The 21,545-nt window shown below is 63.4% G+C and carries 18 protein-coding genes; 9 read left to right on the top strand and 9 right to left on the bottom strand.

Features of this window, described 5'->3' with window-relative positions:
• Positions 1-172: 172 nt before the first annotated feature.
• The 3 genes from glcC to AWB65_RS30405 all read left to right on the top strand — a co-directional run bounded on the left by glcC (position 173) and on the right by AWB65_RS30405 (position 2,574).
• On the top strand, positions 173-940 hold the full coding sequence (gene glcC, locus AWB65_RS30415) for a transcriptional regulator GlcC (RefSeq protein ID WP_087670626.1): 768 nt from the start codon (positions 173-175) through the stop codon (positions 938-940).
• 196 nt (positions 941-1,136) lie between these two features.
• Complete coding sequence (locus AWB65_RS30410; protein WP_087670625.1) at positions 1,137-2,201, top strand: HoxN/HupN/NixA family nickel/cobalt transporter; 1,065 nt, start codon at positions 1,137-1,139, stop codon at positions 2,199-2,201.
• A 4-nt stretch (positions 2,202-2,205) separates the two neighbouring features.
• Positions 2,206-2,574 carry a hypothetical protein gene (locus tag AWB65_RS30405; protein WP_087670624.1) on the top strand — a complete coding sequence of 123 codons (369 nt, stop codon included), beginning with the start codon at positions 2,206-2,208 and terminating at the stop codon, positions 2,572-2,574.
• On the opposite strand, the gene AWB65_RS30400 is transcribed toward AWB65_RS30405, so the two are convergent.
• The 5 genes from AWB65_RS30400 to AWB65_RS30380 all read right to left on the bottom strand — a co-directional run bounded on the left by AWB65_RS30400 (position 2,575) and on the right by AWB65_RS30380 (position 6,580).
• Positions 2,575-3,342: an MBL fold metallo-hydrolase gene (locus AWB65_RS30400; RefSeq protein ID WP_087670623.1), complete on the bottom strand. Its 768-nt coding sequence runs from the start codon at positions 3,340-3,342 to the stop codon at positions 2,575-2,577.
• A 7-nt stretch (positions 3,343-3,349) separates the two neighbouring features.
• Entirely contained in the window at positions 3,350-4,231 is an 882-nt protein-coding gene (locus AWB65_RS30395) for a bifunctional helix-turn-helix transcriptional regulator/GNAT family N-acetyltransferase (RefSeq protein ID WP_087670622.1), read from the bottom strand.
• A 148-nt stretch (positions 4,232-4,379) separates the two neighbouring features.
• Positions 4,380-5,450 (bottom strand): extracellular catalytic domain type 1 short-chain-length polyhydroxyalkanoate depolymerase, encoded by a 1,071-nt coding sequence (locus AWB65_RS30390; RefSeq protein WP_087670621.1) that lies wholly within the window; start codon positions 5,448-5,450, stop codon positions 4,380-4,382.
• A gap of 80 nt (positions 5,451-5,530) precedes the next feature.
• Positions 5,531-6,022 (bottom strand): TIGR01841 family phasin, encoded by a 492-nt coding sequence (phaP, locus tag AWB65_RS30385; RefSeq protein WP_159907867.1) that lies wholly within the window; start codon positions 6,020-6,022, stop codon positions 5,531-5,533.
• Positions 6,023-6,202: 180 nt separating this feature from the next.
• Positions 6,203-6,580 (bottom strand): phasin family protein, encoded by a 378-nt coding sequence (locus AWB65_RS30380; protein WP_327359341.1) that lies wholly within the window; start codon positions 6,578-6,580, stop codon positions 6,203-6,205.
• A 562-nt stretch (positions 6,581-7,142) separates the two neighbouring features.
• Between AWB65_RS30380 and AWB65_RS30375 the strand changes: the two genes are divergently transcribed.
• From AWB65_RS30375 to AWB65_RS30360, 4 genes are all read left to right on the top strand, one after another.
• Positions 7,143-7,394, top strand: coding sequence for a hypothetical protein (locus AWB65_RS30375; RefSeq protein ID WP_125474251.1), 252 nt, complete (start codon positions 7,143-7,145; stop codon positions 7,392-7,394).
• A gap of 111 nt (positions 7,395-7,505) precedes the next feature.
• Positions 7,506-8,213 carry a FadR/GntR family transcriptional regulator gene (locus AWB65_RS30370; RefSeq protein WP_087670634.1) on the top strand — a complete coding sequence of 236 codons (708 nt, stop codon included), beginning with the start codon at positions 7,506-7,508 and terminating at the stop codon, positions 8,211-8,213.
• A 93-nt stretch (positions 8,214-8,306) separates the two neighbouring features.
• Positions 8,307-9,266, top strand: coding sequence for a helix-turn-helix domain-containing protein (locus tag AWB65_RS30365; protein ID WP_087670617.1), 960 nt, complete (start codon positions 8,307-8,309; stop codon positions 9,264-9,266).
• A 204-nt stretch (positions 9,267-9,470) separates the two neighbouring features.
• A complete protein-coding gene (locus AWB65_RS30360; protein WP_087670616.1) occupies positions 9,471-12,656 on the top strand; it encodes a bifunctional diguanylate cyclase/phosphodiesterase in 3,186 nt (1,061 codons plus the stop codon).
• 3 nt (positions 12,657-12,659) lie between these two features.
• Here AWB65_RS30360 and AWB65_RS30355 read toward each other — a convergent pair whose 3' ends face one another.
• Together AWB65_RS30355 and AWB65_RS30350 are read right to left on the bottom strand one after the other, a co-directional pair.
• A complete protein-coding gene (locus tag AWB65_RS30355; RefSeq protein ID WP_200821833.1) occupies positions 12,660-14,408 on the bottom strand; it encodes an amidohydrolase family protein in 1,749 nt (582 codons plus the stop codon).
• Positions 14,405-15,220, bottom strand: coding sequence for a uracil-DNA glycosylase family protein (locus AWB65_RS30350; protein ID WP_087670615.1), 816 nt, complete (start codon positions 15,218-15,220; stop codon positions 14,405-14,407). Before AWB65_RS30350 ends, AWB65_RS30355 begins: the two co-directional genes overlap by 4 nt.
• A gap of 191 nt (positions 15,221-15,411) precedes the next feature.
• Here AWB65_RS30350 and AWB65_RS30345 point away from each other — a divergent pair, with 191 nt between their 5' ends.
• Positions 15,412-15,729, top strand: a complete 318-nt coding sequence (locus AWB65_RS30345) for a hypothetical protein (RefSeq protein WP_235007859.1) — start codon at positions 15,412-15,414, stop codon at positions 15,727-15,729.
• Between the two features lie 30 nt (positions 15,730-15,759).
• Positions 15,760-17,337: a S8 family serine peptidase gene (locus AWB65_RS30340; RefSeq protein ID WP_087670614.1), complete on the top strand. Its 1,578-nt coding sequence runs from the start codon at positions 15,760-15,762 to the stop codon at positions 17,335-17,337.
• 20 nt (positions 17,338-17,357) lie between these two features.
• Here the strand turns inward: AWB65_RS30340 and AWB65_RS30335 are convergent, their stop codons facing one another.
• Entirely contained in the window at positions 17,358-17,702 is a 345-nt protein-coding gene (locus AWB65_RS30335) for a response regulator (RefSeq protein ID WP_087656598.1), read from the bottom strand.
• Positions 17,703-17,864: 162 nt separating this feature from the next.
• Positions 17,865-21,317 carry a response regulator gene (locus AWB65_RS30330; protein ID WP_087670613.1) on the bottom strand — a complete coding sequence of 1,151 codons (3,453 nt, stop codon included), beginning with the start codon at positions 21,315-21,317 and terminating at the stop codon, positions 17,865-17,867.
• Positions 21,318-21,545 lie beyond the last annotated feature (228 nt).

Below are 21,545 nucleotides of genomic sequence, written 5' to 3'. Positions count from 1 at the left end.
ATTCTTCCGGCTTGCCACTGCCCTGTCGAACGGTTTCGCACTGGTCGTACCACTTTTGCCATGCGATTTCTTAAATCAAAACCGGTGATTCCCTTGCTCGCATGGCGTTTGGCAGGAAATTCGAGTCGCGGCGTGCTACTCTAGGAAGGTGGTCATACCAGTGGGAGGCACGATGAAAGACACCCAACCCGAAGCCAGACGCCAGCTCGCGGACGTGGTCGTCGAGCGAATCGAACGACTGATCGTCGATGGCGTGCTGAAGCAGGGGCAGACGCTGCCGTCGGAGCGGCGGCTGACCGAAAAGCTCGGCGTGTCGCGCACGGCGCTGCGCGAAGGATTGAAAATCTTGCGGGCGCGCGGGCTGATCGAGACGTCGCAGGGAAAGGGATCGTTCGTCGCGAAACTGAGCGCCGAACCCGCGCAGGCGCCAATGATGCATCTGCTGGGCTCGCAGCCGCGCACGCTCTACGACCTGCTGGAGGTGCGCGAGATGATGGAGGCGGAATCGGCGCGGCTCGCGGCGTTGCGAGGCACGCCCGCCGACTACATCCTCATTACGCGGCGCTATGAGGAAATGGTGGCGGCGAACTCGCGGGACACTGACGCCTCGACGCACGCGCGGCTCGACCACGCGTTCCATCTCGCGATTTCCGAGGCGTCACACAATCCCGTGCTCGTGCATACACTCGCCACGCTCAACGACTTGATGCTGAGTTCGGTATTCGCGTCGGTGAACAATCTCTATCACCGCGAGGCGCAAAAACGCGTGATCGATCGTCAGCATGCGCGGCTCTACAACGCGGTGACCGGCAAGCTGCCCGAGCAGGCGCGGCGCGCGGCAAGCCAGCACATCAAGAGCGTGCGCGAGAACTTCGCGGAGATCGAACAAGAGGAACAGCGGCTCGTGCGCTCGACGCTGCGGCTGGAAGGATGGACGTGACTATGGATTAGCGCGGTTCAGGTGTGCGAGCGATCGTGCTGCGAAGGGTCGTCGCAGTGGCCGCGAGGCACGATAACAATCAACGAGGAATTGCTCGCGACCTTGGACGGAGCCCGCTCGGGTATGAGCTATTTTTGTAAAGGTATCATTCGATGCGAAGCGGATACGAGCCAACCATCGACCTTACAAAAAGCACATGACACACTTTATCCGGGCAATATTCGGCGATGAGAACGGGCAGTTGCGTCAGAAAGTTGTCACGGTCTATGCGCTTCTCGTCGCGTTCAATGTCGCCGCCTGGATCTGGGCATTCGTCGCGTTCCACGACTATCCGCTGCTGATGGGCACCAGCCTGCTTGCGTATTCGCTCGGGCTGCGCCACGCGGTCGACGCGGACCACATCGCCGCAATCGACAACGTCACGCGAAAGCTGATGCAGGAAGGCAAGCGTCCGATCACGGTCGGGCTGACGTTCTCGCTCGGCCACTCGACGATCGTCGTGCTCGCATCGGTCGGTATCGCTGCGACGGCTATGGCCTTGCAAAGCAGGATGGCTGGCTTCAAGGAGATCGGCGGACTGATCGGCACGCTCGTGTCGACGTTTTTCCTCTTCGCGATCGCGCTGATGAACCTCGTGGTTCTGCGCTCCATCATCCGTGCGTTTCGTCGCGTGCGGCGAGGTGAGCCATATAACGACGAAGACTTCGACCTGCTGCTCGCCGATCGCGGATTTCTCGCTCGCCTCTTCCGCCCGCTCTTTCGCCTGATCACCAGGAGCTGGCACATGTACTTCCTCGGCTTTCTGTTCGGCCTTGGATTCGATACGGCGACCGAAGTCGGGCTGCTCGGGCTTTCGGCCGCGGGTGCCGCGCAAGGTATGCCGATCTGGTCGATCCTGGTCTTCCCGGTGCTCTTCACTGCAGGCATGACGCTGATCGATACGACGGACAGCATTCTCATGCTCGGCGCTTACGGCTGGGCGTTCGTCAAGCCGATCCGCAAGCTCTACTACAACATCACGATCACGACGATTTCCGTGATCGTCGCCTTGCTGGTCGGGAGTATCGAAGGGCTTGGCCTGCTCGGCGGCAAGCTGCGGATGAGCGGCTGGTTCTGGGACTCTGTCGCGCGGCTTAATGAGAACTTCGGGTTGATCGGCTATGCGATCGTGGGGGTGTTCGTCGTCTGTTGGGTGCTGTCGGCGGTAGTCTACAAGTGGAAGCGCTTCGAAGAAATCGACGCTGGATCAACGTCTCTCTAAGACGATGCCATCGACCGTCCGCAACTCGCTTGTCTGGATCTTCGAGCCGTTCGAGCACGATGCCACCTACATTCGCAAGCGGATGTTCGGCTGCGACGCCGCGTATGTCGATGGCCTCCTCTGTCTCGTCGCAGCCGACCGGGACAAACCGTGGAATGGCTTGCTGGTGTGCACGTCGCAAGAGCGCCACGCTGCGCTTATCGAAGAGATACCCGCGTTGCGGCCGCATCCGGTGCTTGGCAAATGGCTTTACGTGCCGCAGGACGATCCGGAGTTTGAAGCCGTCGCAGAGAGGACGACCGCGCTCGTACTGGCGCGCGACGAGCGCATTGGCGTCGAGCCCAAGCCACGCCGACGCGGCCGGAAAAAATGACTACGCTCGTTTCGCGAGATACGCATCGATCAGCGTAACGAGCCGCTCGCGGCCGAAGCTCGTGTCATGTCCCGCGTGAACGACGCGCACGGGCAATTCGCGCAATCGCTTCATCGTCCGCACGTAAGCCGGGATATCGGCGCCCTTGATCTCGTCGAGCAGCGGACCATCATAAATCGCGTCGCCTGAAAATAGCGTGCCGCTGGCCGCTTCCCAGAGCCCGATGCTTCCTGGCGAATGGCCCGGCAGATGCAACACCTCGAAATGCCGGTCGCCGAGATCGACGACATCGCCTTCGGTGACGGTTTTCGTCACGGGCGCGCCACGCAGGCGATATTCCGACATCTGGTACTCGGCATGCGGAAGCGCCGTGATCAAGTCACCGTCGAACGGGTAACCGAATGCGCTGTATCGACGAATCGCCGCCTCGCCCAATACAGATGCCAGCAGCGTTCCACGCTCTCTCGGCGAGCGCAGGTTCTCCGCTTCCAGTTCGTGGACCAGCGTGTGCTCGAACTCGTGATGGCCGCCGACGTGGTCGGAGTGCGTATGCGTCGCGACGGCCGTCACGTCTTTCTGCAACAGATGCCGCGCGGCGTCGCGCAGGCTCGCGATACCCATGCCGGTGTCGATCATCAAGTCGCGGTCACGGCCGCGCACGTGCCAGATATTGCAGCGCATGAGCGGCACGACGTGCGGCTCCAACAGCAAGGTGATTTCATCGCTGATGCGTTTCAGTTCGAACCATCGGTCGGCAATTGGGAGCATGGTGTGTTCAGAGCTTTTTTTCGAACCAGTGATGCGCGTACGGTTCGTCGTTGAATGCGTCGACCTCGACATATCCCGAGCGTCGATACAGGTTGATTGCCTCGGTCAAACTTCGGTTCGTTTCAAGCCGAATCGCGCGGGCGCCTGCCATCCGCGCATGCCGCTCGGCTTCGGCCAGCAATTGCCGCGCGATGCCGAGCCCGCGTGCGGACGAACTCACCCACATGCGCTTCAGTTCCGCCGGCGCCTTCTTGTGAAACTTGAGCGCCACACAACCGGCAACGCTGCCGTGCAGTCGCGCGATGATCAGTTCACCGGCGGGCGGCGTCAGGTCCTGTGCGTCTGCGGAAAGACTTAACGCCGGATCGAAGCCAGCCTCGAAGCGCTCATCGAGCTCGGCGAAGTATTTGTCGAAACATGCGCGCGCGTCGTCGCTCGTCGGGTCTTCGATCTCCATGCGCACGAGCGACGGCTGCAGCAAGCGCTCGACTTCGGCCATCGCAGCAACGAGCGTCGCGCGTTGCTGCTCGTTGAGCGATTCGAGAATGTGCGAGGCGACCGAATCCGATCGGCGGTCCAGCTCCGCGCGTTCGGCGAGGCCAGCCTTGGTGAGGCGTGCTTTGCGCACACGACGGTCGTCGTCGCATGTTTCTACCACGACGAATCCCTGCTTTTCCAAAGCGCGCAGCGTGCGGCTGATGTAACCCGAGTCGAGACCGAGTCGAGCTCGAAGCGCACGGACTTCGACGCCATCGATTCCGATTTCCCAAAGCAGGCGCGATTCGCCCATCGGACGGGCGCGGCCGAGAAAACGCTCGTCGAGCGCGCCGATGCCTTCGGCGACCGTCCGATTGAAACTTCGAACCTGCTGGATGGGATGCGTGTGCATATCTCTGACTTTAGTCAGAGATATCGCGGAAGTCAAAGATCGCCGTCGCGAAGCGGTTCCGCGAACAGCGAGCGATTTTTGAGGCCGGTGTGCTAACAGGGCTTTTCCGGCGCGCGATCGATGATGAGCCGGCTAAAGCCCGAGCACCCTACGCATCCAGCGCGAATTGCGCAAAGAACCGCACGATCTCGTGCGTCGCATGCGGCCCGCGCACGTCGGTGTGCGTGCCGCCGGGGTTGCCGCCGGACCACGCGTGGCCGAGTCCGTGCACGATCCACTGCTCGCCGACCGTCACGTTTTCCGGATCGCGAAACACATGACGCGTGTACGCGTAGCCGTTCTCCGCGCTGTCGAGATGCGTCAGCGCGGGCGGATGCGCGTCTGCGTCATCGCCGAGCAAGAGACGGCTCATCGCGACGACCTGCTCGCCGTTGCGCGGATGCACGGTATCGTCGGCATCGCCGTGAAAAACGATCAGCGGTACCGCGCGCGCGCGCACTCCCCCCGCCGCCGATACCGGCAGACGCACCTTGCCCATGCCGTCGTTCATCGCGCAGAGCGCGGAGAGGGGTTCGTCGGCGACGCCGAACGCCATGCCCGAGTGGATCGCCGCGGCCGCGTAGAGCTCCGGATGCGTCACCGCGAGATTGACGGCCATCGCGCCGCCCGCGGACATGCCCGCGACGTAGACACGCGCGGCATCGACGTTGCACATCGCCATGACTTCGCGCGTGAGGGCGGCGACCATCGCGGTCTCGCCCGATTCGCGCGTCTGGTCTCCCGGCCGGAACCAGTTCCAGCAGCGGAAGGGATTCGCGCCCTCCGATTGTTCCGGATACACGACGATATAGCCCTCGGTCTCCGCGACGGCGTTCATGCCAGTGCCTGCCGCGAAGTCGTCCGGGTCCTGCTGCGCGCCGTGGAGCATGATGATCAGCGGCAGCGGCTGACTCTTGTAACCACTCGGAATATAAAGCTTGAAGGGGAGCGTATCGCCGTCGTAATCGAAACGGCGGCTCAGCCATCGAGCGGCGCCGGTTGCCCGCTCGATTCGGACGACCGGCGCTTCTTGCACTTCCGGAACGACGCCCTTGAGCGGCTGAGCTGCCACAGCCGTCTCTGGATCGACGAAAAACTGCGCCGCGAGCCCCATCGGTCCGAGTGCGAAGAGCGACCAGAACGTATCGTGCGCCGAGGCAAGCGGATCGGAAGAGGTCATCGAGGGTTTCCTTTAATCGGGTCGTGCGCAATAAAAAGCCCGCCTGAAGCGGGCTCCAAAACAACGGTGCTACAGGCCAATCAATGCTTTTGAGCGATTTCGCCGCTCGCGTCGACGACGACAGCCGCGGTTTCGTCGGCGGCATCGGCCGATTCCTTGGCAGCGTTCGACAACAGCGCCACCGGACCCTTCGCGAATGCTTCACTCTGCTGCGCGGCCGTTTCGAACACGCCCTTCATGTTGAAACCGTACTTGCCGAACTGGCTGCGCGTTTCGTTCAGGATGTCGGTTTCGGTCGAACGGACGATATTCAGGAAATGGCGCGAATACGCCGCCGCTTTTTCCGGAAGCGCCGCGAGCAGCTTCGGTTGCAGGCTCAGGAATTCAGCCGGCTTCACGACCGTACCGGCCTTCAGAACCGACGTGCTTTCTTCCATCACCGTCTTGATCGTCTGCACGTTCAGTTCGGCGAGTTGCTGCAATCCGCTCGCATAACGCTTGGACACGTTGACGAACAGTTGAAAATTCGATGCCGCACCCGACGAAGCCTGCTGGGGAAATGAAGGAAACATTGACCGCTCCTGTTTGAGAGTTCGCCCTGGTCCGGTCATTCCGGACCATCGAATGGCTTTTTGCTGCATTGCAACAATGAAGCCATCATACGGCAGTCTCGGCGGGCGTCAAGCATCGATTTTCGATCTGTGCAGATTGGCGGGATGGACAAAAGTTCTGAACATTGCTGGCTGAACGGGCTATTTCGAGGGCGTGATCTTCTTCAAAGCTTGCATGTTCTCTTCGGCGCGCCGCGTCATCGCTGCGATAGCGGCCGTTTGCGACTGCTGCGCGATTTCCGCCAGCTGGCGCATATTGTCGAAGGCCTTTTGTAGCGATTTCTGGACAAATTCGCTTTGGCTCGCCATCACTTCCGTCGGCGTAGCGCCTTGTATTTGCTGCGCGGCCGTCTGAATGGCGCGTGCGTTTTCGTTCAGCAATTCCGTTTGCTTACGGATCAGCGCCTGCATGCCTTCATAGGCGAGCCTGTTTGCCTCCGTCAGCGCTTCCAGGTCTTTTCGCGTCGATTCGGTAATCGAAGTCGAATCGACGCCCGGAAACTTGAATTGCTCCAGCATTTTCGTGAAGTCGGTAAGCGGATTAAATGGTGTTGACATGGTGTCTCCTCGATCCGTTAATCAATAAACCAAAGTGAATTGGAGCATCACAAAGTATGGACCAGCAGAAAATAAAATCCGTTCTTTACGCGATTGATGGGCGCTCAATTCATCGCGCTTGCCGAATCGTTACAGCCGTCTTTCGTGCGGACGCACGTCGCATGCCTGGCCGCGGGTCGAAAGCATATTTTCTGGTTTTTCACGCGGCGCCGGACTATAAATCATGATTGCAACGTCTCCTTTGCCCGTTGCCGACCCACAAAGTCACCCGCGCATATTCGTGTTTCCGACGACGCGCGTCGGACGATGCCAGGCGGTCTTTACCAAAAGACTCCACCGGCTTCCAGTCAAAAACGCGGGCTCGCGCCATAAGACGCCCGCTTCCATCATTATTAACGATGCTTTCCGCCCGGCCGACGCCCGGTTTTCGCGTTCCCGAGCGATATCGAATTCGGACGTTTCCCGATGTGCGAGGCACATTGAAAGCGTCAAAACGTAACGCATGCATAAATGAGGCGCCATGATGAGAACCAGGCTTATTCGAGTTGCGAGTGGCGTCGTGCTGTCGATGGGCGTCGGTATCGCCTATTCGCAGACGACGCAACAAAACCCATCCTCCTCCGATCAATCGTCGATGTCGCAGACCGCCGCACCGAGCACGAGTGATTCGTCGTATGGCGGCTCGCCGGCGCGGGGAGCCTATGACAGCGGACGTACCCGATACAACACCGCGTGCATCGCCGGTTTGTCCTGCGACATCTTCCAGGGATCGTAGCGAATCGCTTCACACTCAAGAAGCGTCCAGCGTGGCGCTTCTTGCCGCCACTCCTCCCGCCCGATATTCTTGCCCATTGACCGTTCGACGACGCATTTCAAGGGGCAAAGCGTGGATGACCTGCTGCTGACGACAACCGAAGGCATCAGCCTTCCCGACAAAGTCTGCAAGCTGATCATCGAAGCGATATTGCGCGGCGAGTTTGCCGTGGACAACAAGCTCCCCACCGAGTTCGAACTGACCGCCCGCTACTCCGTATCGCGCACGACGATTCGCGAAGCGCTTTCGCGTTTGCGATCGGAAGGGATCGTGGAATCGCGGCGCGGGTCGGGGAGCTACATCCTGCGCATGCCCGGTCGCGCGGAGCCGTCCGCGCCGTCGATCTCGAGCATCGCCGACGTCGAGCGGTATTACGCGTTCCGCCTGTGCGTCGAGGCGGGCGCCGCAGGCCTGGCCGCGCAGATGCGCACGGACGCCGACATTGCATCGATCCATGCCGCCTATCGCGCGCTCGACCGGCGCGTCGACGGTGCGGTCTCAGGGGTCGACGCGGATCTCGAACTGCATCTGTCGATCGCGCGCGCGTCGCACAATCCGTTTTTCATCGCGACGATCGAACACGGCCTCGCGCCGATCCGTCAATGCATGGAACTCGCGCGCAACCTCGGGCAAGCGCAGAGCCACACGCGTTTCGAGCAGGTGCAGGCGGAGCATCAGGCGATCATCGACGGCATCGAGGCGCACGCGTCCGAGGAGGCATCCGCCGCGATGCGCCGACATATTGAGAACTCGCGGCGGCGCATCTTTGAAGGCGCGTAGCGGCTCCTCAGAGCGCGAACCCGATCTGATCCGTCCTGCAGCGGTTAACCGGTAGAGTGACACGATACGGTCAACTACTTCGCGCATCCCGCCATGAAACCGGCTTACGAACACGTCGAAATGGGTAGCGGTTGCTCGGTGCGGGTGTACCACCGCCAGTTGCCGCGCATTCCGTTCGAATGGCACCATCATCCCGAATACGAACTCACGCTTACGATGAACAGCCGCGGCAAGCGCTACATCGGCGATTCGATCACGACCTACGCAAGTGACGATCTCGTACTCGTGCCGCCCGACCTTCCCCACACATGGTCCTCGAACCGTTCCATCGATGCCAGCGCGCCACAGGTCGCCATCGTCGTGTGGTTCGGCGGCGACTGGGCGCGGCGCGTGGCCGACTGCTGTCCCGAATACGACGCGCTGCACCGCCTCTTGAGACGCGCGGCCTGCGGGCTCGCGTTCAGTCCGGACGCAGGAGCGGCGCTTCGGCAGCGCAGCGGCGAACTGCTCGCGGAATCGGCACGCGAACGGCTGAGTGTCGTGCTCGACGTGCTCTGCCAGCTCGCCGACGAGGACGCGCAACCGCTCGCATCGCCGAGCGCGTTCGATGGAAGCCGCATCGGACGGCCGTCCGGACACGAGCCGGAGCGAATCAATCGCGCGCTGGCGGTCATCGAGGCGCGTTTTGCGCAGCGGCTGACGCTGGCGGAACTGGCTGCCGCCGCGACGCTGTCCGAGCGCACGCTAAACCGCTATTTCGTGCAGCACCTCGGCGAAAGCGTGGGGAAATATGTGAGTCGCGTGCGCATCGGCCATGCGTGCCGCATGCTCGCTGATACGTCGTGGCCGGTTTCCGTGATCGCCACGCGCTCGGGCTTTCCGAATATCGCCAACTTCAACCGCCAGTTCCGGGCGTTCAAAGACACGACGCCCGCAGCGTATCGCAAGGAATTCACCGGCAAGTCGGCGCAACCAAACGACTCGACGCCGCTCGACCTGCGATCTCCTTCGCTCGAACGCGGTGCGCGCCAAAAACGCCCGTCTGCACCTTAAAAGCACCGACCTGCACCCATATAGGGAAAATCAATCGATAACTAAATATCGATCATTTTCTGCCGTTAGTCCTGTGATCCAACGGTTTCAGCCCGCGAAAGCGGCCGCACGGAACCGGACCACGACTAACCCAGTGAGGTCGATCTTGAGGCGTTTCCCAACCGTCGAGTCGCCCGCGCAGTTCCTTCAGCGCCGGAAAGTCTCATGAACCGCAACCTGTTCTTCCGGCTACTGGCACGGCTGCGGGTCGGCCGCAAGCTGCTGCTCATCTACCTGCTCGACCTGAGCGCGGTGATCTACATCAGCGGCATCCTGATCCACGAGAAGTACCTTGCGATCGATTTCTCCAACAAGGAGATCGTCGGCAACGCCTATGTGCGGGACGCGCGCGACGCGCTGGTCGATGTCGCGCTCGCCGGCGCGGGCCAGCGTCCGCAGGCCGCGCGCTTCGAGCGGACCGCGACGCAACTCGCCACCGCCGAGCAGCACTACGGCGAGCATATGCAGAGCGCGCTGCTCAACGAGCGCGTGCGCAGCGCGCTCACCGCGATGGCGAACGAGGGCGAGCCAAGCCCCGCCGCCGCGAGCGCTGCGCTCGACACCTGCCGCGAGCTGATTACGCGCATCGGCAACCAGTCGAACCTGATCCTCGATCCCGACCTCGACAGCTATTACGCGATGTCGCAATCGATCCTGCGCTACCCCGCGCTGCTCGGCGCGGTGAACGGCATCGGCCGTCATCTGCACGAAGGCATGCGCTCGGCGCATTCGCACGAAGAGGTGCGCACGCGCTATCTCGTGCTCGAAGGCCAGCTCGATGCCGTATTGCAGGGCCTGCGTTCGGACTTCGCGGAAGCGGGCGCGGCGAACCACACGCTGGAAACCGCGCTCGCGCCTTCCGTCGAGCGCATGCGCACCGCCGTGGAGGCGTTCCGGCACGCGGCGCGCATTGTCGTGGACAGCAGTGAGACTGCGGACCCCGCGATGCTCGCCATCGTCGATACGACGCAGCAAACGCTCGTCGTGAGCGTCGACGAAGCGTGGCGGAACACCGGCGAGCATCTGGACGGCCTGCTGCACGCACGCGTGCACGGCCTCTTCTCGCGCATGTGGCTGCATCTCGGCACCGCGCTTTTCCTGCTGTGCACGATCCTCGCGATGGTGTATTTCGTTGCGCAGCAGATCTCGTATCCGCTGCGCAAGCTCGCGGGTGTCATGGACACCGTGCGCCGCACCGGCGACCACTCGCAGCGCGCGACCTGGCACAGCCAGGACGAAATCGGCCAGCTCGTGCGTGGCTTCAACGACATGCTCGAACAACTCGATCGCGAACGCGACGTGCAGAAGGAACTCGCCGCGACGGCGCGCGCATCGGCGGCGCAATACGCGCTCGTCGAGGCGACGCCGGTGCCGATGGTCGTCACCGCGATCCCCGGCCACGAAGTCCTGCACGCGAACAAGCCCGGTCTCTTCTGGCTCAACGGCTGCTCGACCGATCCGTGGGCGTTCAGCCTCGATTCATCGACGCGCGCGCGTTTCTTCCAGCAGCTCTCGGATCACGATGCGATAGACGAATTCGAAGTCCACTGGAAAGCGACCAGCCAGCCGACCTGGGCGATGCTTTCAGCGCGGCGCTTCACGTTCCAGGGCCGCGACGCGATCCTCACCGCCTTCACGCCGATCAACCAGATCAAGCTGATGGAGCAGCGGCTGGAGCTGTGGGGCAAGGTGTTCGAGGCGTCGTCGGAGGCGATCGTGATCCTCGACAAGGACGGCCGCCTCGTCACGGGCAACCCGTCGTTTTATCGCGCGACCGGCTACCGGATCGACGATGTCGTCGGCAAACCGGTGTCGTTCATCGTCGGCAATGGGGAGGACGGCGCGCACGGCGGCGTGATTCCGGGCCTCGATACGCGCATTGACCGCACGAGCACCTGGCATGGCGAAGCGCAGGTGCGCCGTCGCGAGGGCGGCGATTATCCGGCGTGGCTCATGATCAGCGCCGTGCGCGACAAGCGCGGCAACGTCTCGCACTACATCTGCACACTGATCGATATCACCGATCGCAAGAAAAGCGAGGAGCGCATCCAGTTCCTCGCGGAACACGACGTACTTACCGAACTGCCGAACCGCGCGCTCTTCGCGACGCGGCTCGGCGTGGCGATCGCGCAGGCGGAACGCACGCGGCAGCGCGTCGCGGTGCTGTTCATCGACCTCGATCATTTCAAGAACATCAACGATTCGCTTGGGCATCACATCGGCGACGGTTTGCTGCGCTCGGTGTCGCGCAGGCTGTTGAAGGCGGTGCGCAGCAACGATACGGTGAGCCGTCTCGGCGGCGACGAGTTCACGGTGATCATGAACGCCGTGACCAACGCGGGCGATGTCACGCGCACGATCGACCAGCGTCTGATCGCGCTCTTGCGCGAGCCGCACGAGATCGGCGGCGTGACGCTGCAGGTGTCGTGCAGCGTGGGCGTCGCGCTCTATCCCGACGACGGCCGCGACATCGACACGCTGATGCAAAACGCCGATGCCGCGATGTATCAGGCGAAAGCGGCCGGACGCAATCTCGTCAAGTTCTTCTCCGCCGACATGGCCGAGCACGCGCGCCACCGGCTTGCGCTCGAAGCGTGCCTGCGCACGGCGATCGCGCGCGACGAGATGCGGCTCGCGTACCAGCCGTGTATCGATGCGCGCACGGGCGCGCTCGTGAGCGTCGAGGGCTTGTTGCGCTGGAATAATCCGCAATTGGGTGCGGTGCCGCCGGGGCAGTTCATTCCGGTCGCGGAGGAGACGCGGCTCATCGTGCAGATCGGCGCATGGGTGATCGACGAGGCTTGCCGTCAGCTTGCTGAGTGGCGTGAAAACGATGCGCTCGATATCCGCGTGTCGGTAAATCTCTCCGCGATCCAGTTGCGCGATCCCGAACTGCTTCCGGTGCTGACGAAGAGCCTTGCGCAGCATCGCGTGCCGCCGCAAAGCCTCGAACTGGAGATCACCGAAACGGTGCTGATGGACAGCGCCGAAAATTACGTCGATGCGATCCGTGCGATTCGTGCGCTCGGCGTGAAGCTGTCGCTCGACGATTTCGGCACGGGGTATTCGAGCCTCAGCTACCTGAACCGCTTCCCGCTGGATCGCCTGAAGATCGATCGCGCGTTCGTGCACGACATGCTCGATGCCCCCGCCGATCTCGCGATCGTCAAGGCGATCATCGAGCTCGGGCATGAGCTGGGATTGCGGGTGGTGGCCGAAGGCGTCGAGAGCGAGCATCAGGCGAAGATTCTGCGCGGCATCGGCTGTGACGAGTTGCAGGGGTTTCTCTTCTCGGCGGCGCTGTATTCGGAGGATTTGTGGTCGTGGTCGAACGAGCGGGCGGCGGCTTGACTGTCAATACAACGCCGCCAGCCCCTTTCGTATCACGTCGGGCACATTCGGCTCCGCCGCGATGCGTTTGAGGAAATTCGGATCGTCGGCGACAGTCAGCGGGTCCAGTTCGATCGGACCGAGCACGGTCGAGAGCGCCGGTCCGGCAAATGCCGTCGGCTGGAGATTGGGCCCGGTGAAATCCTGCGGCCCGTCGTACGGCAGACGCGGGCGCTGATCCATGCCCGTGTTCTGAATCTCGTCGAGCGCGAGCGTCCAGACGACCGGCTTCGGCGCGTCCATCGCGGCGAGCCGCGCGTTCGCCGGCGCCGGCTTCCCGCTCTCGATCTCCTGGGCGAGCTTCGGCAATTGCTTGAACGCGCGTTTGAGCGCCTTCGTCGCCGCGCCGAGCGAAACCTTCGCGACATCCGGATCGCCCGTCGCCTGTTCGAGAAACAACTGGCGTTCTTCCTTGCCGACCTTGAGGGTCTCGCCTTCGGCATCGAGCGCCTGCATGATTGCCGGCAGCCCATAGCGCGCCACGCCGTTGATCATCACGAGCCGGATCGCCGTCTCCTTCGATTCGATGAGCCCCTCGTACGGATCGCCCGTATTCCCATCGATCACGATCAGGTCCGCGCGCTTGCCCGCCTCCAGACTGCCGAGCGCCGCCTGCCACTTGAGGATCGCCGCCGCGTCGCGCGTCGCCATCGCGACGAGATCGCGCGCGCTGAACAGTCCGGCGAGCATGTGCTGCGAGTAAAGCCACGCCACCTTCAATTCGCCGAGCAGGTTCTTGCTGCCCGAAGGCGACCAGTCGCTGCCGATGCCGATCCGCACCTTCGCCTTCTGCGCCGCATCGACGTGCGCGGTTGCGCCGTACAGCAGCAGGTTGCTGAGCGGCGACCACACCATCGCGCCGCCGAAGCGGGCGAGCGTCTCGAAGTCGCCGGGGACGAGCCCCGCCGCGTGGATCGCGGTCAGCCGGTCGTTGATCGCCCACTTGCCGGGCGTGACTTCGAGCGCGAGGAAGTGTTTGCGCGCAGTGGACACGGTTGCGTCGGCGGGCGTGATGCCCTCCGCGAGATGCAGCAGGAAGCAGCTGTCCTCCTGTGTGAGCCGCGCGAGGAAGGACTTCGCGCTCTTGGCATCGACATCGGCGATGCGCGCCTTCGCCTCCGACAACGCCGGATCGTCGGTCTGCTCGACGTTGCGCAAAATCCCGCGATAGTAGCGCTGCACGCCCGCATTGCTGCTGAGCATGATGCCCTGGCTCGTCGTCACGCCGCCGAGGATGCATTTGCATTCGACATAACGCACGAGCGGCGCAAGCAGCGGCGCCTGTCCACGCGCGTCGCGATATTTGCCGACGACCGTCATCGGCCCGCTGATGAGCCGCCGGTAGTCGGGATGATTCGGCCACTGCCCGCGATCCTGATAGAGCCGCGGAACGGGGCTCCAGAGCGGCAGCGCGTTGTAGCTGAGATGGTTATGCAGCTCGATCAGGCCGGGAAAGATCGTGCCGCCCGTGTCCAGCACCTTGACGCTTTCGAACCCGGCGGGCGGGCGCGCGCTCCCGTTGCGGATCGCGACGATGCTGCCCTTGTCGATATAGACGACGCCCTTGCGCTTGACCGTGAACGCGTCGTCCATCGCCACGACGCGCCCAGCGAGTGCGCAGCGCGCGCCGTCGAGCGGATCGACGGGGCTGCCGAGGTCCGCCGTCGCGAGTTCGGGCGAGAGCGGATACCAGCGACGCGCGGCACGGCTCACGTCACCACCCCGCGCGTCACCTTGATCGTGATGTTGCGGCGCTTGGCGAGCGCGTCGGGGCCGCTGCGCGTCGCCCAGCCGTCGTTTTCGCGCATCCACGCGGGCAGGCCCGCCGGATAGTCGCGCTCAGGAATCGGCACGCGATCGCCTACCGCCCACGTATCGCCATAAAGGACGGGCGGCGTCGGCGTGTCAGGATGAGTCAGGCCCGGATGCACGGCCTGCAAGCCGGCGTTCCAGTTACGCAGGAGTTTTTTGGTGGCATCGGCGAGCTTGGTCTTGTCGCCGGCTGCGGAGCTCTCAGGCTGCGTGGGATGCGTCACGGCCGCATACGACACCTGCACCGCCTGCCCTTGCGGCGTCGCGCGGAAGGCTTGCCACGCGGCGTCGGCCGCTTGTCCGAGCGCGAACACGACCTCGATATTTCGACTTTCGAAAAGCGCCTCGAACCAGCGGTTTCGATACCCGACGAGCTCGGGCTTCCTCGCGGTCGCCGCCTTCACGCTGCCGTAGACGCTATACAGATAGGTATTGATGCAGACATAGCTTTCCGTGATGCCGAGCTTCGCGAGCAGTCCCTGCACGCGACGCCCCGCCTCGCCGACGAGAATCCGGCGGATCACCGTCTCGTGCTGTGCCGGGTCCTGCCCGATGACGAGCACGCGCGCCGATCCGTCGAGCCGGCCGCGATGAAAGATCGGCCCCCACTCGACGCGAAACTGATCGGCGGGATAGACCGTCGCGTCGGGGTAATCGGAGCACAGCGTGAGAAACGGCTCGGCGACGTAGCCGGGATCGAAGGGATGCAACATGCGCGCCTCCTTGTCCTTTGGGACGAGCAGTGGCACTGCGAATCCTTGCCGCCCTTGATGCGTTGCAGCGGCCGCATCAGGCGAAAGTCACGTTCGACTCTACCAGCATCGAAACAGGCTGACCATCGGCTTTCATGATGGAACACTCGTCCGACTAAGCGTAATATCGAACGGCACAAGGAGGTCCTCATGTGTCCTTCGATCGCGCATCGGGCGGCGTCATGACCGACGACGCCCCGCGCATCCATCGGCTGCAACTGATGCTGGCCGGTCCATGCCTCACGGACGACGCTGCCGCTCGCGAGGAACTCAAACGCGCCGTCCGCGAACTCGGCATGACCGTGAGCGGCGAGGGCGCGGCGTCGCTGTCCGCGCGCATCCCCGATGCCGATTTCCAGAAGCTTTTCCCCGCCGCGTCCTGCACCGCCGACACTCTTCCCGTGCCGGATCGGCTCAAGCCCCATGTCTCGTCGATCTGCGAAGCGCCGAGGCATCTTTCATTCGAATAACGCAACTATTTTGCATGGGGAGAAGAAGCAATGAAAGCCTACGATCCCAATGACCCCACCACCAAGCCCACCCGCCGCGATACGTCAGGCGAACAGCTTCGGGTCGCGATCACGTTCAACCGCGCGGGCCAGCGCGGCGGTCCCACGAAGTTCGCGGCGCGAATGTCGACCGATACCGTCGAAGCGTTCAAGCCCGATCCCGCACAAGCCGACCTCGCGCTCGCCGAACTCGCGCGGCGCGGCTTCACGCTGACCGGCCGCGGTGCGCTCTCGGCGTCGATGCGCTGCACGCGCTCGCAGTTCGAGACGCTGTTCCAGACGAAGCTCCAGCGCATGAAGGCGCCGGGCGGCGCGGCGGCGCAGTTCAGCTCGGTGCTCTATCCGCCGGACAATGCGTCGTGGAACCCCGACCCCGCGCTCGAAGCACTGCTCGACGACGTCTATATCCAGTGGCCGCATATTTACATGGCGAAGGCGGCAGCAAAGAAAGCCCCAAAGAAGGCAGCCAAAACCGCGAGGCCGCCCGCCAAGACCGCCAAGCGCAAAACGAAGCCTTCCGCCGGCACGCTGCCGTCGGCGACGCCGCCCGCCCTCAATTACTATCACCTCGACGCCCCCGCCGACATCGCCCATCGCCTCAACGCGACGCCCGCGCACCTGAAGGGCATCACGGGCAAGGGCGTGCGGGTCGTGATGATCGACAGCGGCTTCGGCCACAGCCATCCGTACTTCAAGGCGAACGGCTACGCCTCGTCCATCATTCTCGCGCCGGGCGCCACCAACCGCCGCACCGATTCCAACGGCCACGGCACCGGCGAGTCGGCGAACATCTTCGCGATCGCGCCGGGCGTGACCTTCATCGGCGTGAAGCTCGACAACGAATCCGATCCGAGCGCGGGCGCGTCGGTGCTCGAAGGCCTTCAGGAAGCGCTCAAGCACGATCCGCACGTGATCTCGGTGAGCCTCGGCTACGACCTGCGCGCGCCGGACAACACGCCGCTCGCGAGCCTGCCGAACAGCCTCGTCGCGCTCGAAGCCGAAATCCAGGCGGCGGTGAAGCGCGGCGTCGTGATCGTGTTTTCAGCGGGCAACGGCCACTATTCGTTCCCGGGCCAGATGCCGGACATCGTGTCGGCGGGCGGGGTCTACGTCGACAAGTCGGGCGCGATGCGCGCGTCGGACTACGCGAGCGCGTTCACGAGCCTGATCTATTCGGGACGCAACGTGCCGGACGTGTGCGGGCTGGTCGGCCTCTTGCCGCACGCGAACTATCTCGCGCTGCCGATTCCGCCGGGCTGCGAGATCGATCGCGACGGCGCGAGCTACGACGGCACCGAAGCCGCCGACGGCTGGGGCGTGTTCAGCGGCACGTCGGCGGCGGCTCCGCAGCTTGCGGGACTGTGCGCGCTGTTGCTGCAGGCGAGTCCCGGTCTCAAACCGTCCGACATCAAGGCAATCCTGCGCCGCACCGCGCGCGACGTCACGACCGGGCACGCGAATCCGTCAAGCGATCCGCGAGGCGTCGGAATTTCTGCGGGCGTGGGGCTGGATGGCGCGACGGGAAGCGGCCTCGTCGATGCGTGGGCGGCGGTCAAACAGCTTTTGTGACCGCGCACTGAAGGCGCGGCTCAACAGCCGTTGATCGCGCCTTCCAGCGATTCCTGCGACACGGGCTTGAGCAGGTACCCGTCGAAGGATTCGAGTTCTTCGGGGCTCATGTCCGCGCGTCCCGTCACCGCGACGACGCATGCCTGGTCGCTGCGGCTCGCCGCGCGCAGTTGCTGGCAGAGTTCGCGACCGTCAACGTCGGGCAGGCCGATGTCGAGGAAAATGGCGTCGTAGGTGTTGGCCGTGATGAGCGCGAGTGCGGCCTGGCCGTCGTAGGCGACTTCGGGGTCGTGGCCGATCGAGGCCGCGAGCGCGGCGAAGGCGTCGGCCAAGCGCGGGTCGTCTTCGATAAACAGAATGCGCATGCTCGACTCCCGCGTCGAAATGACCACTGATGGCGTGGACGCGGAAAGCGCCCTATTGCGATGCAGCAGCAGCGTTTGTGCCTGAACGCTGGCAAAGCCGTCAGAACGCCTTTTTGCGCGCCCCGAGCCGCCGATTCGCGGCGACAAATTACAAACCCGCCGTCAGAAATTATTCTTCCGAGGCATCCATACTCTCAGCAGCGACGACAGCCGGTCGATATCGATCGGTTTCGCCAGATAATCGCTCGCGCCCGCGGCAAGGCACTGCTCCTGATCGTCCTTCATCGCTTTCGCCGTGATCGCGATGATCGGCAGCTTCCGGAAACGCGCATCGGCACGAATCCGGCGCGTTGCTTCGAGGCCATCCATGCCGGGCATCATCACGTCCATCAGCACGATGTCGATGTCCGGCGTCTTGTCGAGCGCGGCGATCGCCTCGAAACCGTTGCGGCCGATCTCCACCTGCAGCCCGTGATGCTCGAGCGCGCTCGTCAAGGAGAAAACGTTGCGGATATCGTCGTCGACGAGCAGCACGCGCCGGCCGTCCAGCGCGCGGTCGCGGGCGCGCGCGACGTTCAGCATCGTCTGGCGCTCGACGGAAAGATCGGTTTCCACCTTGTGCAGGAAGAGCGTGACTTCGTCGAGCAGACGCTCGGGCGAACGCGCGCCCTTGATGATGATCGATTGCGAGTAGCGCAAAAGCTCCGCCTCTTCGTTGTGCGTGAGGCTGCGGCCGGTATAGACGATCACCGGCGGAAACGAGCAGGCGTCCGAGCCCGCCATCTTCCGCAAGAGGTCGCCGCCCTGCATGTCCGGCAGCTTCAGGTCGACGATCATGCAGTCGAACACCTGCGTTTTCAGCAGTTCGAGCGCTTCCTTGCCGAACTCGACCGGCGTGATCTCGATATCGGCGTCGCTGATCAATTCGACGATGCTCTCCCGCTGCCGCGCATCGTCCTCGACGAGCAGCACGCGCTTGATCTTCTGGCTGCTCTTTTCGTCGAGCCGCTGAAAGATCGCGGCAAGCTGTTCGCGCGTGGTCGGCTTGACTGCGTAGCCGATCGCGCCGAGATGCAGCGCGGTCTCGCTGCGATCCGACGCCGAGACGACGTGCACCGGGATGTGGCGCGTGCGCGGATTCGCCTTCAGCTCCTGAAGCACGACGAGGCCCGAGCGGTCGGGCAGATTCAGGTCGAGCAGGATCGCGTTCGGGACGAACTGTTCCGCAAGCCGCAGCGCTTCGACGGCCGTCGCCCCGATGATGCAGCGGTAGTTCAGTTCGTGCGCGAGGTCGCGGAGGATGTGCGCGAACTCGGCTTCGTCTTCGATCACGAGGACCGTGCGGCGCCCCGAGGGGGCATCGAGGCGGTCGTCGGGGATGGTCTGGACGATCGGTTCGTCATCGAGCGGCAGGACCGGAACAATCGGATTCACCCGAGGCAGTTCGGCAACCGGCGCCGGCTCGGCAACGGCGCCGTATGCGAGCGGCAACGTCAGCGTGAACGTGCTGCCCGCGCCGGGCGTGCTGCTCAGCGAAATCGTGCCGCCGAGCAGATGCGCGAGACTGCGTGAAATCGACAAGCCCAGCCCCGTTCCGCCGTAAATCCGGCTCGTGGTGCCGTCCGCCTGCTGAAACGCCTCGAAGATCATCTGCTGCTGCTCCGGCGCGATGCCGATGCCCGAATCCGTCACGACGAACTGCACGGCGTCGTCGCCCGCGCGCCTGAGCGTCACTGAGACCGAGCCTTTCTCGGTGAACTTCACGGCATTGGAAAGCAGATTCTTGAGGACCTGCTCGAGACGCCGGAAGTCGGTCGAAATCGTCGGACTCGGTTCGATCGCGTTCACGAAACCGAGATTGAGCTGCTTCTGTCGCGCGAGCGGCTCGAACGTCCACTGCAACGCCTCCACGATACGTTGCAGCGGCACGTCCTCGATATGCAGGTCGAGCTTGCCGGCCTCGACTTTCGAGAGATCAAGAATATCGTTGATGAGGTTGAGCAGATCGTTGCCTGCCGAGTAGATCGTGCGCGCGTACTTGATCTGCTCACCGGTCAGGTTGCCCGCCTTGTTCTCCGACAGCAGCTTCGACAAGATCAGCGAACTATTGAGCGGCGTGCGCAACTCGTGTGACATATTCGCGAGGAACTCGGATTTGTAGCGGCTCGCGCGCTGCAATTGCTCGGCGCGCGCTTCGAGTTCGCCCTGCGCGGCGTTGAGCGCCACATTGCGTTCGTCGAGGATGCGCGCCTGATCGGAAAGTTGCTCGTTGTTCTGTTCGAGTTCCGCTTTCTGGTTGGCGAGATACGCCTGCGCCTGCGAAAGCGCGGCCGTCTGCTGTTCCAGTTCCTCGTTAGACGTTCGCAGCTCCTCTTGCTGCATCTGCAATTCCTCGTTCAACTGCTGCGTTTCCTCGAGCGCGCGTTGCAGCCGTTCGCGATACTGCTCGGCCTCCACGAAGCCGCCGATGTTGCCCGCGATCGATTGCAGGAACTCGCGGTCGCGCTCGCTCACCGCCTGCATGAAACCGAGTTCGACGGCTCCGTTCGCGTGGCCGTCATTTTCGATCGGCAGCACGACGAGGCTCGCCGGCGTGTTCGAACCGAGCGCCGACGTCACTTTCCAGTAGCTGGCCGGCACGTTGTCGATGCTCGTGAGACGCCCCACATGCACCGCGTGTCCGACGACGCTATCCACGCCCGAGAACGATTCGGGAATCGCCGCGGATTGCGGATCGAAGCCGAACGCGGCCGTGCGCCGCAGCGTGCCGTCCTCGTCGCGCACATAGAACGCGCCCATCGACACTTTCAGGTATTCGGCGAGGAAATCGAGCATCGCCTGGCAGAGCGCCGGCATCGATTGCGCGCCGAGCACCTTGGCCGCCAGCAGCACCTGTCCGCCGCGCAGCCACGCTTGTCCGCGCAATTCCTCCGCCTGCCGTTCGTGCTCGCTGATCGCGAGGCCGTAGGCGCCGGAAAGCTGCATCAGCTCGCGCCGCCCGAACCAGGCGAGGATCGCGCTGATCGAGAGGCTCAGCACAAGGAAAACGATCACCGTGACAATCGTAAGCTGCCGCGCCGATTGCACGCGCTGCACGCGCAAGGTCTGCTCGATGTTGAGAAACGCGTCGAGTTCGCGATCGGTTTCGCGCCGCTCCGCCATGCCGCGTCCGCCCTGAACGAGCGCGGCGGTATCCTCCTGCTTGCGGCGCGCGTCGAGCATGCCGTCGGCGATCTTGTCCCATTGCTGTTGCAACGCGCGAATGCGGGTCAGCCGGTCCACCTGCGCCGTATTGTCCTCGACGAGTTGCACCATCGAGTCGATTTCGGCGATGAGCTTCGGCTTCGCGATGTCGTAAGGTTCGAGAAAATGCGCGTCGCCGGTGACGAGGAAGCCGCGCAGCGCGCTCTCCTTCTCGCTGACGAGCCGCCCGATCTCCTGCGTATTGCCGATCACGCGCTCGGAATGTTCGACCCAGTTGATCGCGGAGAGGAGATACAGCACGAGCCCGACGAAGGCGAGCGCCGTTGCGACCCCGGCGCCGAGCGGAAGCGCGATGTTGCGCGCGAGAATACGACGAAACGTCAACTGATCGACGCCGAACCGCGTAGGCATGTGCAACTCCGATGATGCGGGCCACGTCGCCCGCTTATTTTGTTCTTAAGTTCAACCGGAGCGAATCATAGACCGATTGGCGCGCAGTGCTCAGGCGGCTTGCGTCGATATGCCCGTTATGCCCATCGTTTGCAGCATGTCGCGTACCGCGTCGAGCGCGCCGCGCATCTCGCGCTCGCCGATCCGGCCAATGCAGCCGATTCGAAATGAATCGGCGACCGTCAGCTT

Origin of the sequence: Caballeronia humi (assembly GCF_001544475.1) — a bacterium.
GTDB lineage: Bacteria > Pseudomonadota > Gammaproteobacteria > Burkholderiales > Burkholderiaceae > Caballeronia > Caballeronia humi.
The sequence above is the reverse complement of the archived record's forward strand: the minus strand, read 5'-3'. Positions and strand labels throughout refer to the sequence as shown.

What these genes read in the sequence shown, in the direction of transcription:
- glcC (WP_087670626.1), top strand. Translation starts at nt 173, where the DNA reads ATGAAAGACACCCAACCCGAAGCCAGACGCCAGCTCGCGGACGTGGTC.
- AWB65_RS30410 (WP_087670625.1), top strand. Translation starts at nt 1,137, where the DNA reads ATGACACACTTTATCCGGGCAATATTCGGCGATGAGAACGGGCAGTTG.
- AWB65_RS30405 (WP_087670624.1), top strand. Translation starts at nt 2,206, where the DNA reads ATGCCATCGACCGTCCGCAACTCGCTTGTCTGGATCTTCGAGCCGTTC.
- AWB65_RS30400 (WP_087670623.1), bottom strand. Translation starts at nt 3,342, where the DNA reads ATGCTCCCAATTGCCGACCGATGGTTCGAACTGAAACGCATCAGCGAT.
- AWB65_RS30395 (WP_087670622.1), bottom strand. Translation starts at nt 4,231, where the DNA reads ATGCACACGCATCCCATCCAGCAGGTTCGAAGTTTCAATCGGACGGTC.
- AWB65_RS30390 (WP_087670621.1), bottom strand. Translation starts at nt 5,450, where the DNA reads ATGACCTCTTCCGATCCGCTTGCCTCGGCGCACGATACGTTCTGGTCG.
- phaP (WP_159907867.1), bottom strand. Translation starts at nt 6,022, where the DNA reads ATGTTTCCTTCATTTCCCCAGCAGGCTTCGTCGGGTGCGGCATCGAAT.
- AWB65_RS30380 (WP_327359341.1), bottom strand. Translation starts at nt 6,580, where the DNA reads ATGCTGGAGCAATTCAAGTTTCCGGGCGTCGATTCGACTTCGATTACC.
- AWB65_RS30375 (WP_125474251.1), top strand. Translation starts at nt 7,143, where the DNA reads ATGAGAACCAGGCTTATTCGAGTTGCGAGTGGCGTCGTGCTGTCGATG.
- AWB65_RS30365 (WP_087670617.1), top strand. Translation starts at nt 8,307, where the DNA reads ATGAAACCGGCTTACGAACACGTCGAAATGGGTAGCGGTTGCTCGGTG.
- AWB65_RS30360 (WP_087670616.1), top strand. Translation starts at nt 9,471, where the DNA reads ATGAACCGCAACCTGTTCTTCCGGCTACTGGCACGGCTGCGGGTCGGC.
- AWB65_RS30350 (WP_087670615.1), bottom strand. Translation starts at nt 15,220, where the DNA reads ATGTTGCATCCCTTCGATCCCGGCTACGTCGCCGAGCCGTTTCTCACG.
- AWB65_RS30340 (WP_087670614.1), top strand. Translation starts at nt 15,760, where the DNA reads ATGAAAGCCTACGATCCCAATGACCCCACCACCAAGCCCACCCGCCGC.
- AWB65_RS30335 (WP_087656598.1), bottom strand. Translation starts at nt 17,702, where the DNA reads ATGCGCATTCTGTTTATCGAAGACGACCCGCGCTTGGCCGACGCCTTC.
- AWB65_RS30330 (WP_087670613.1), bottom strand. Translation starts at nt 21,317, where the DNA reads ATGCCTACGCGGTTCGGCGTCGATCAGTTGACGTTTCGTCGTATTCTC.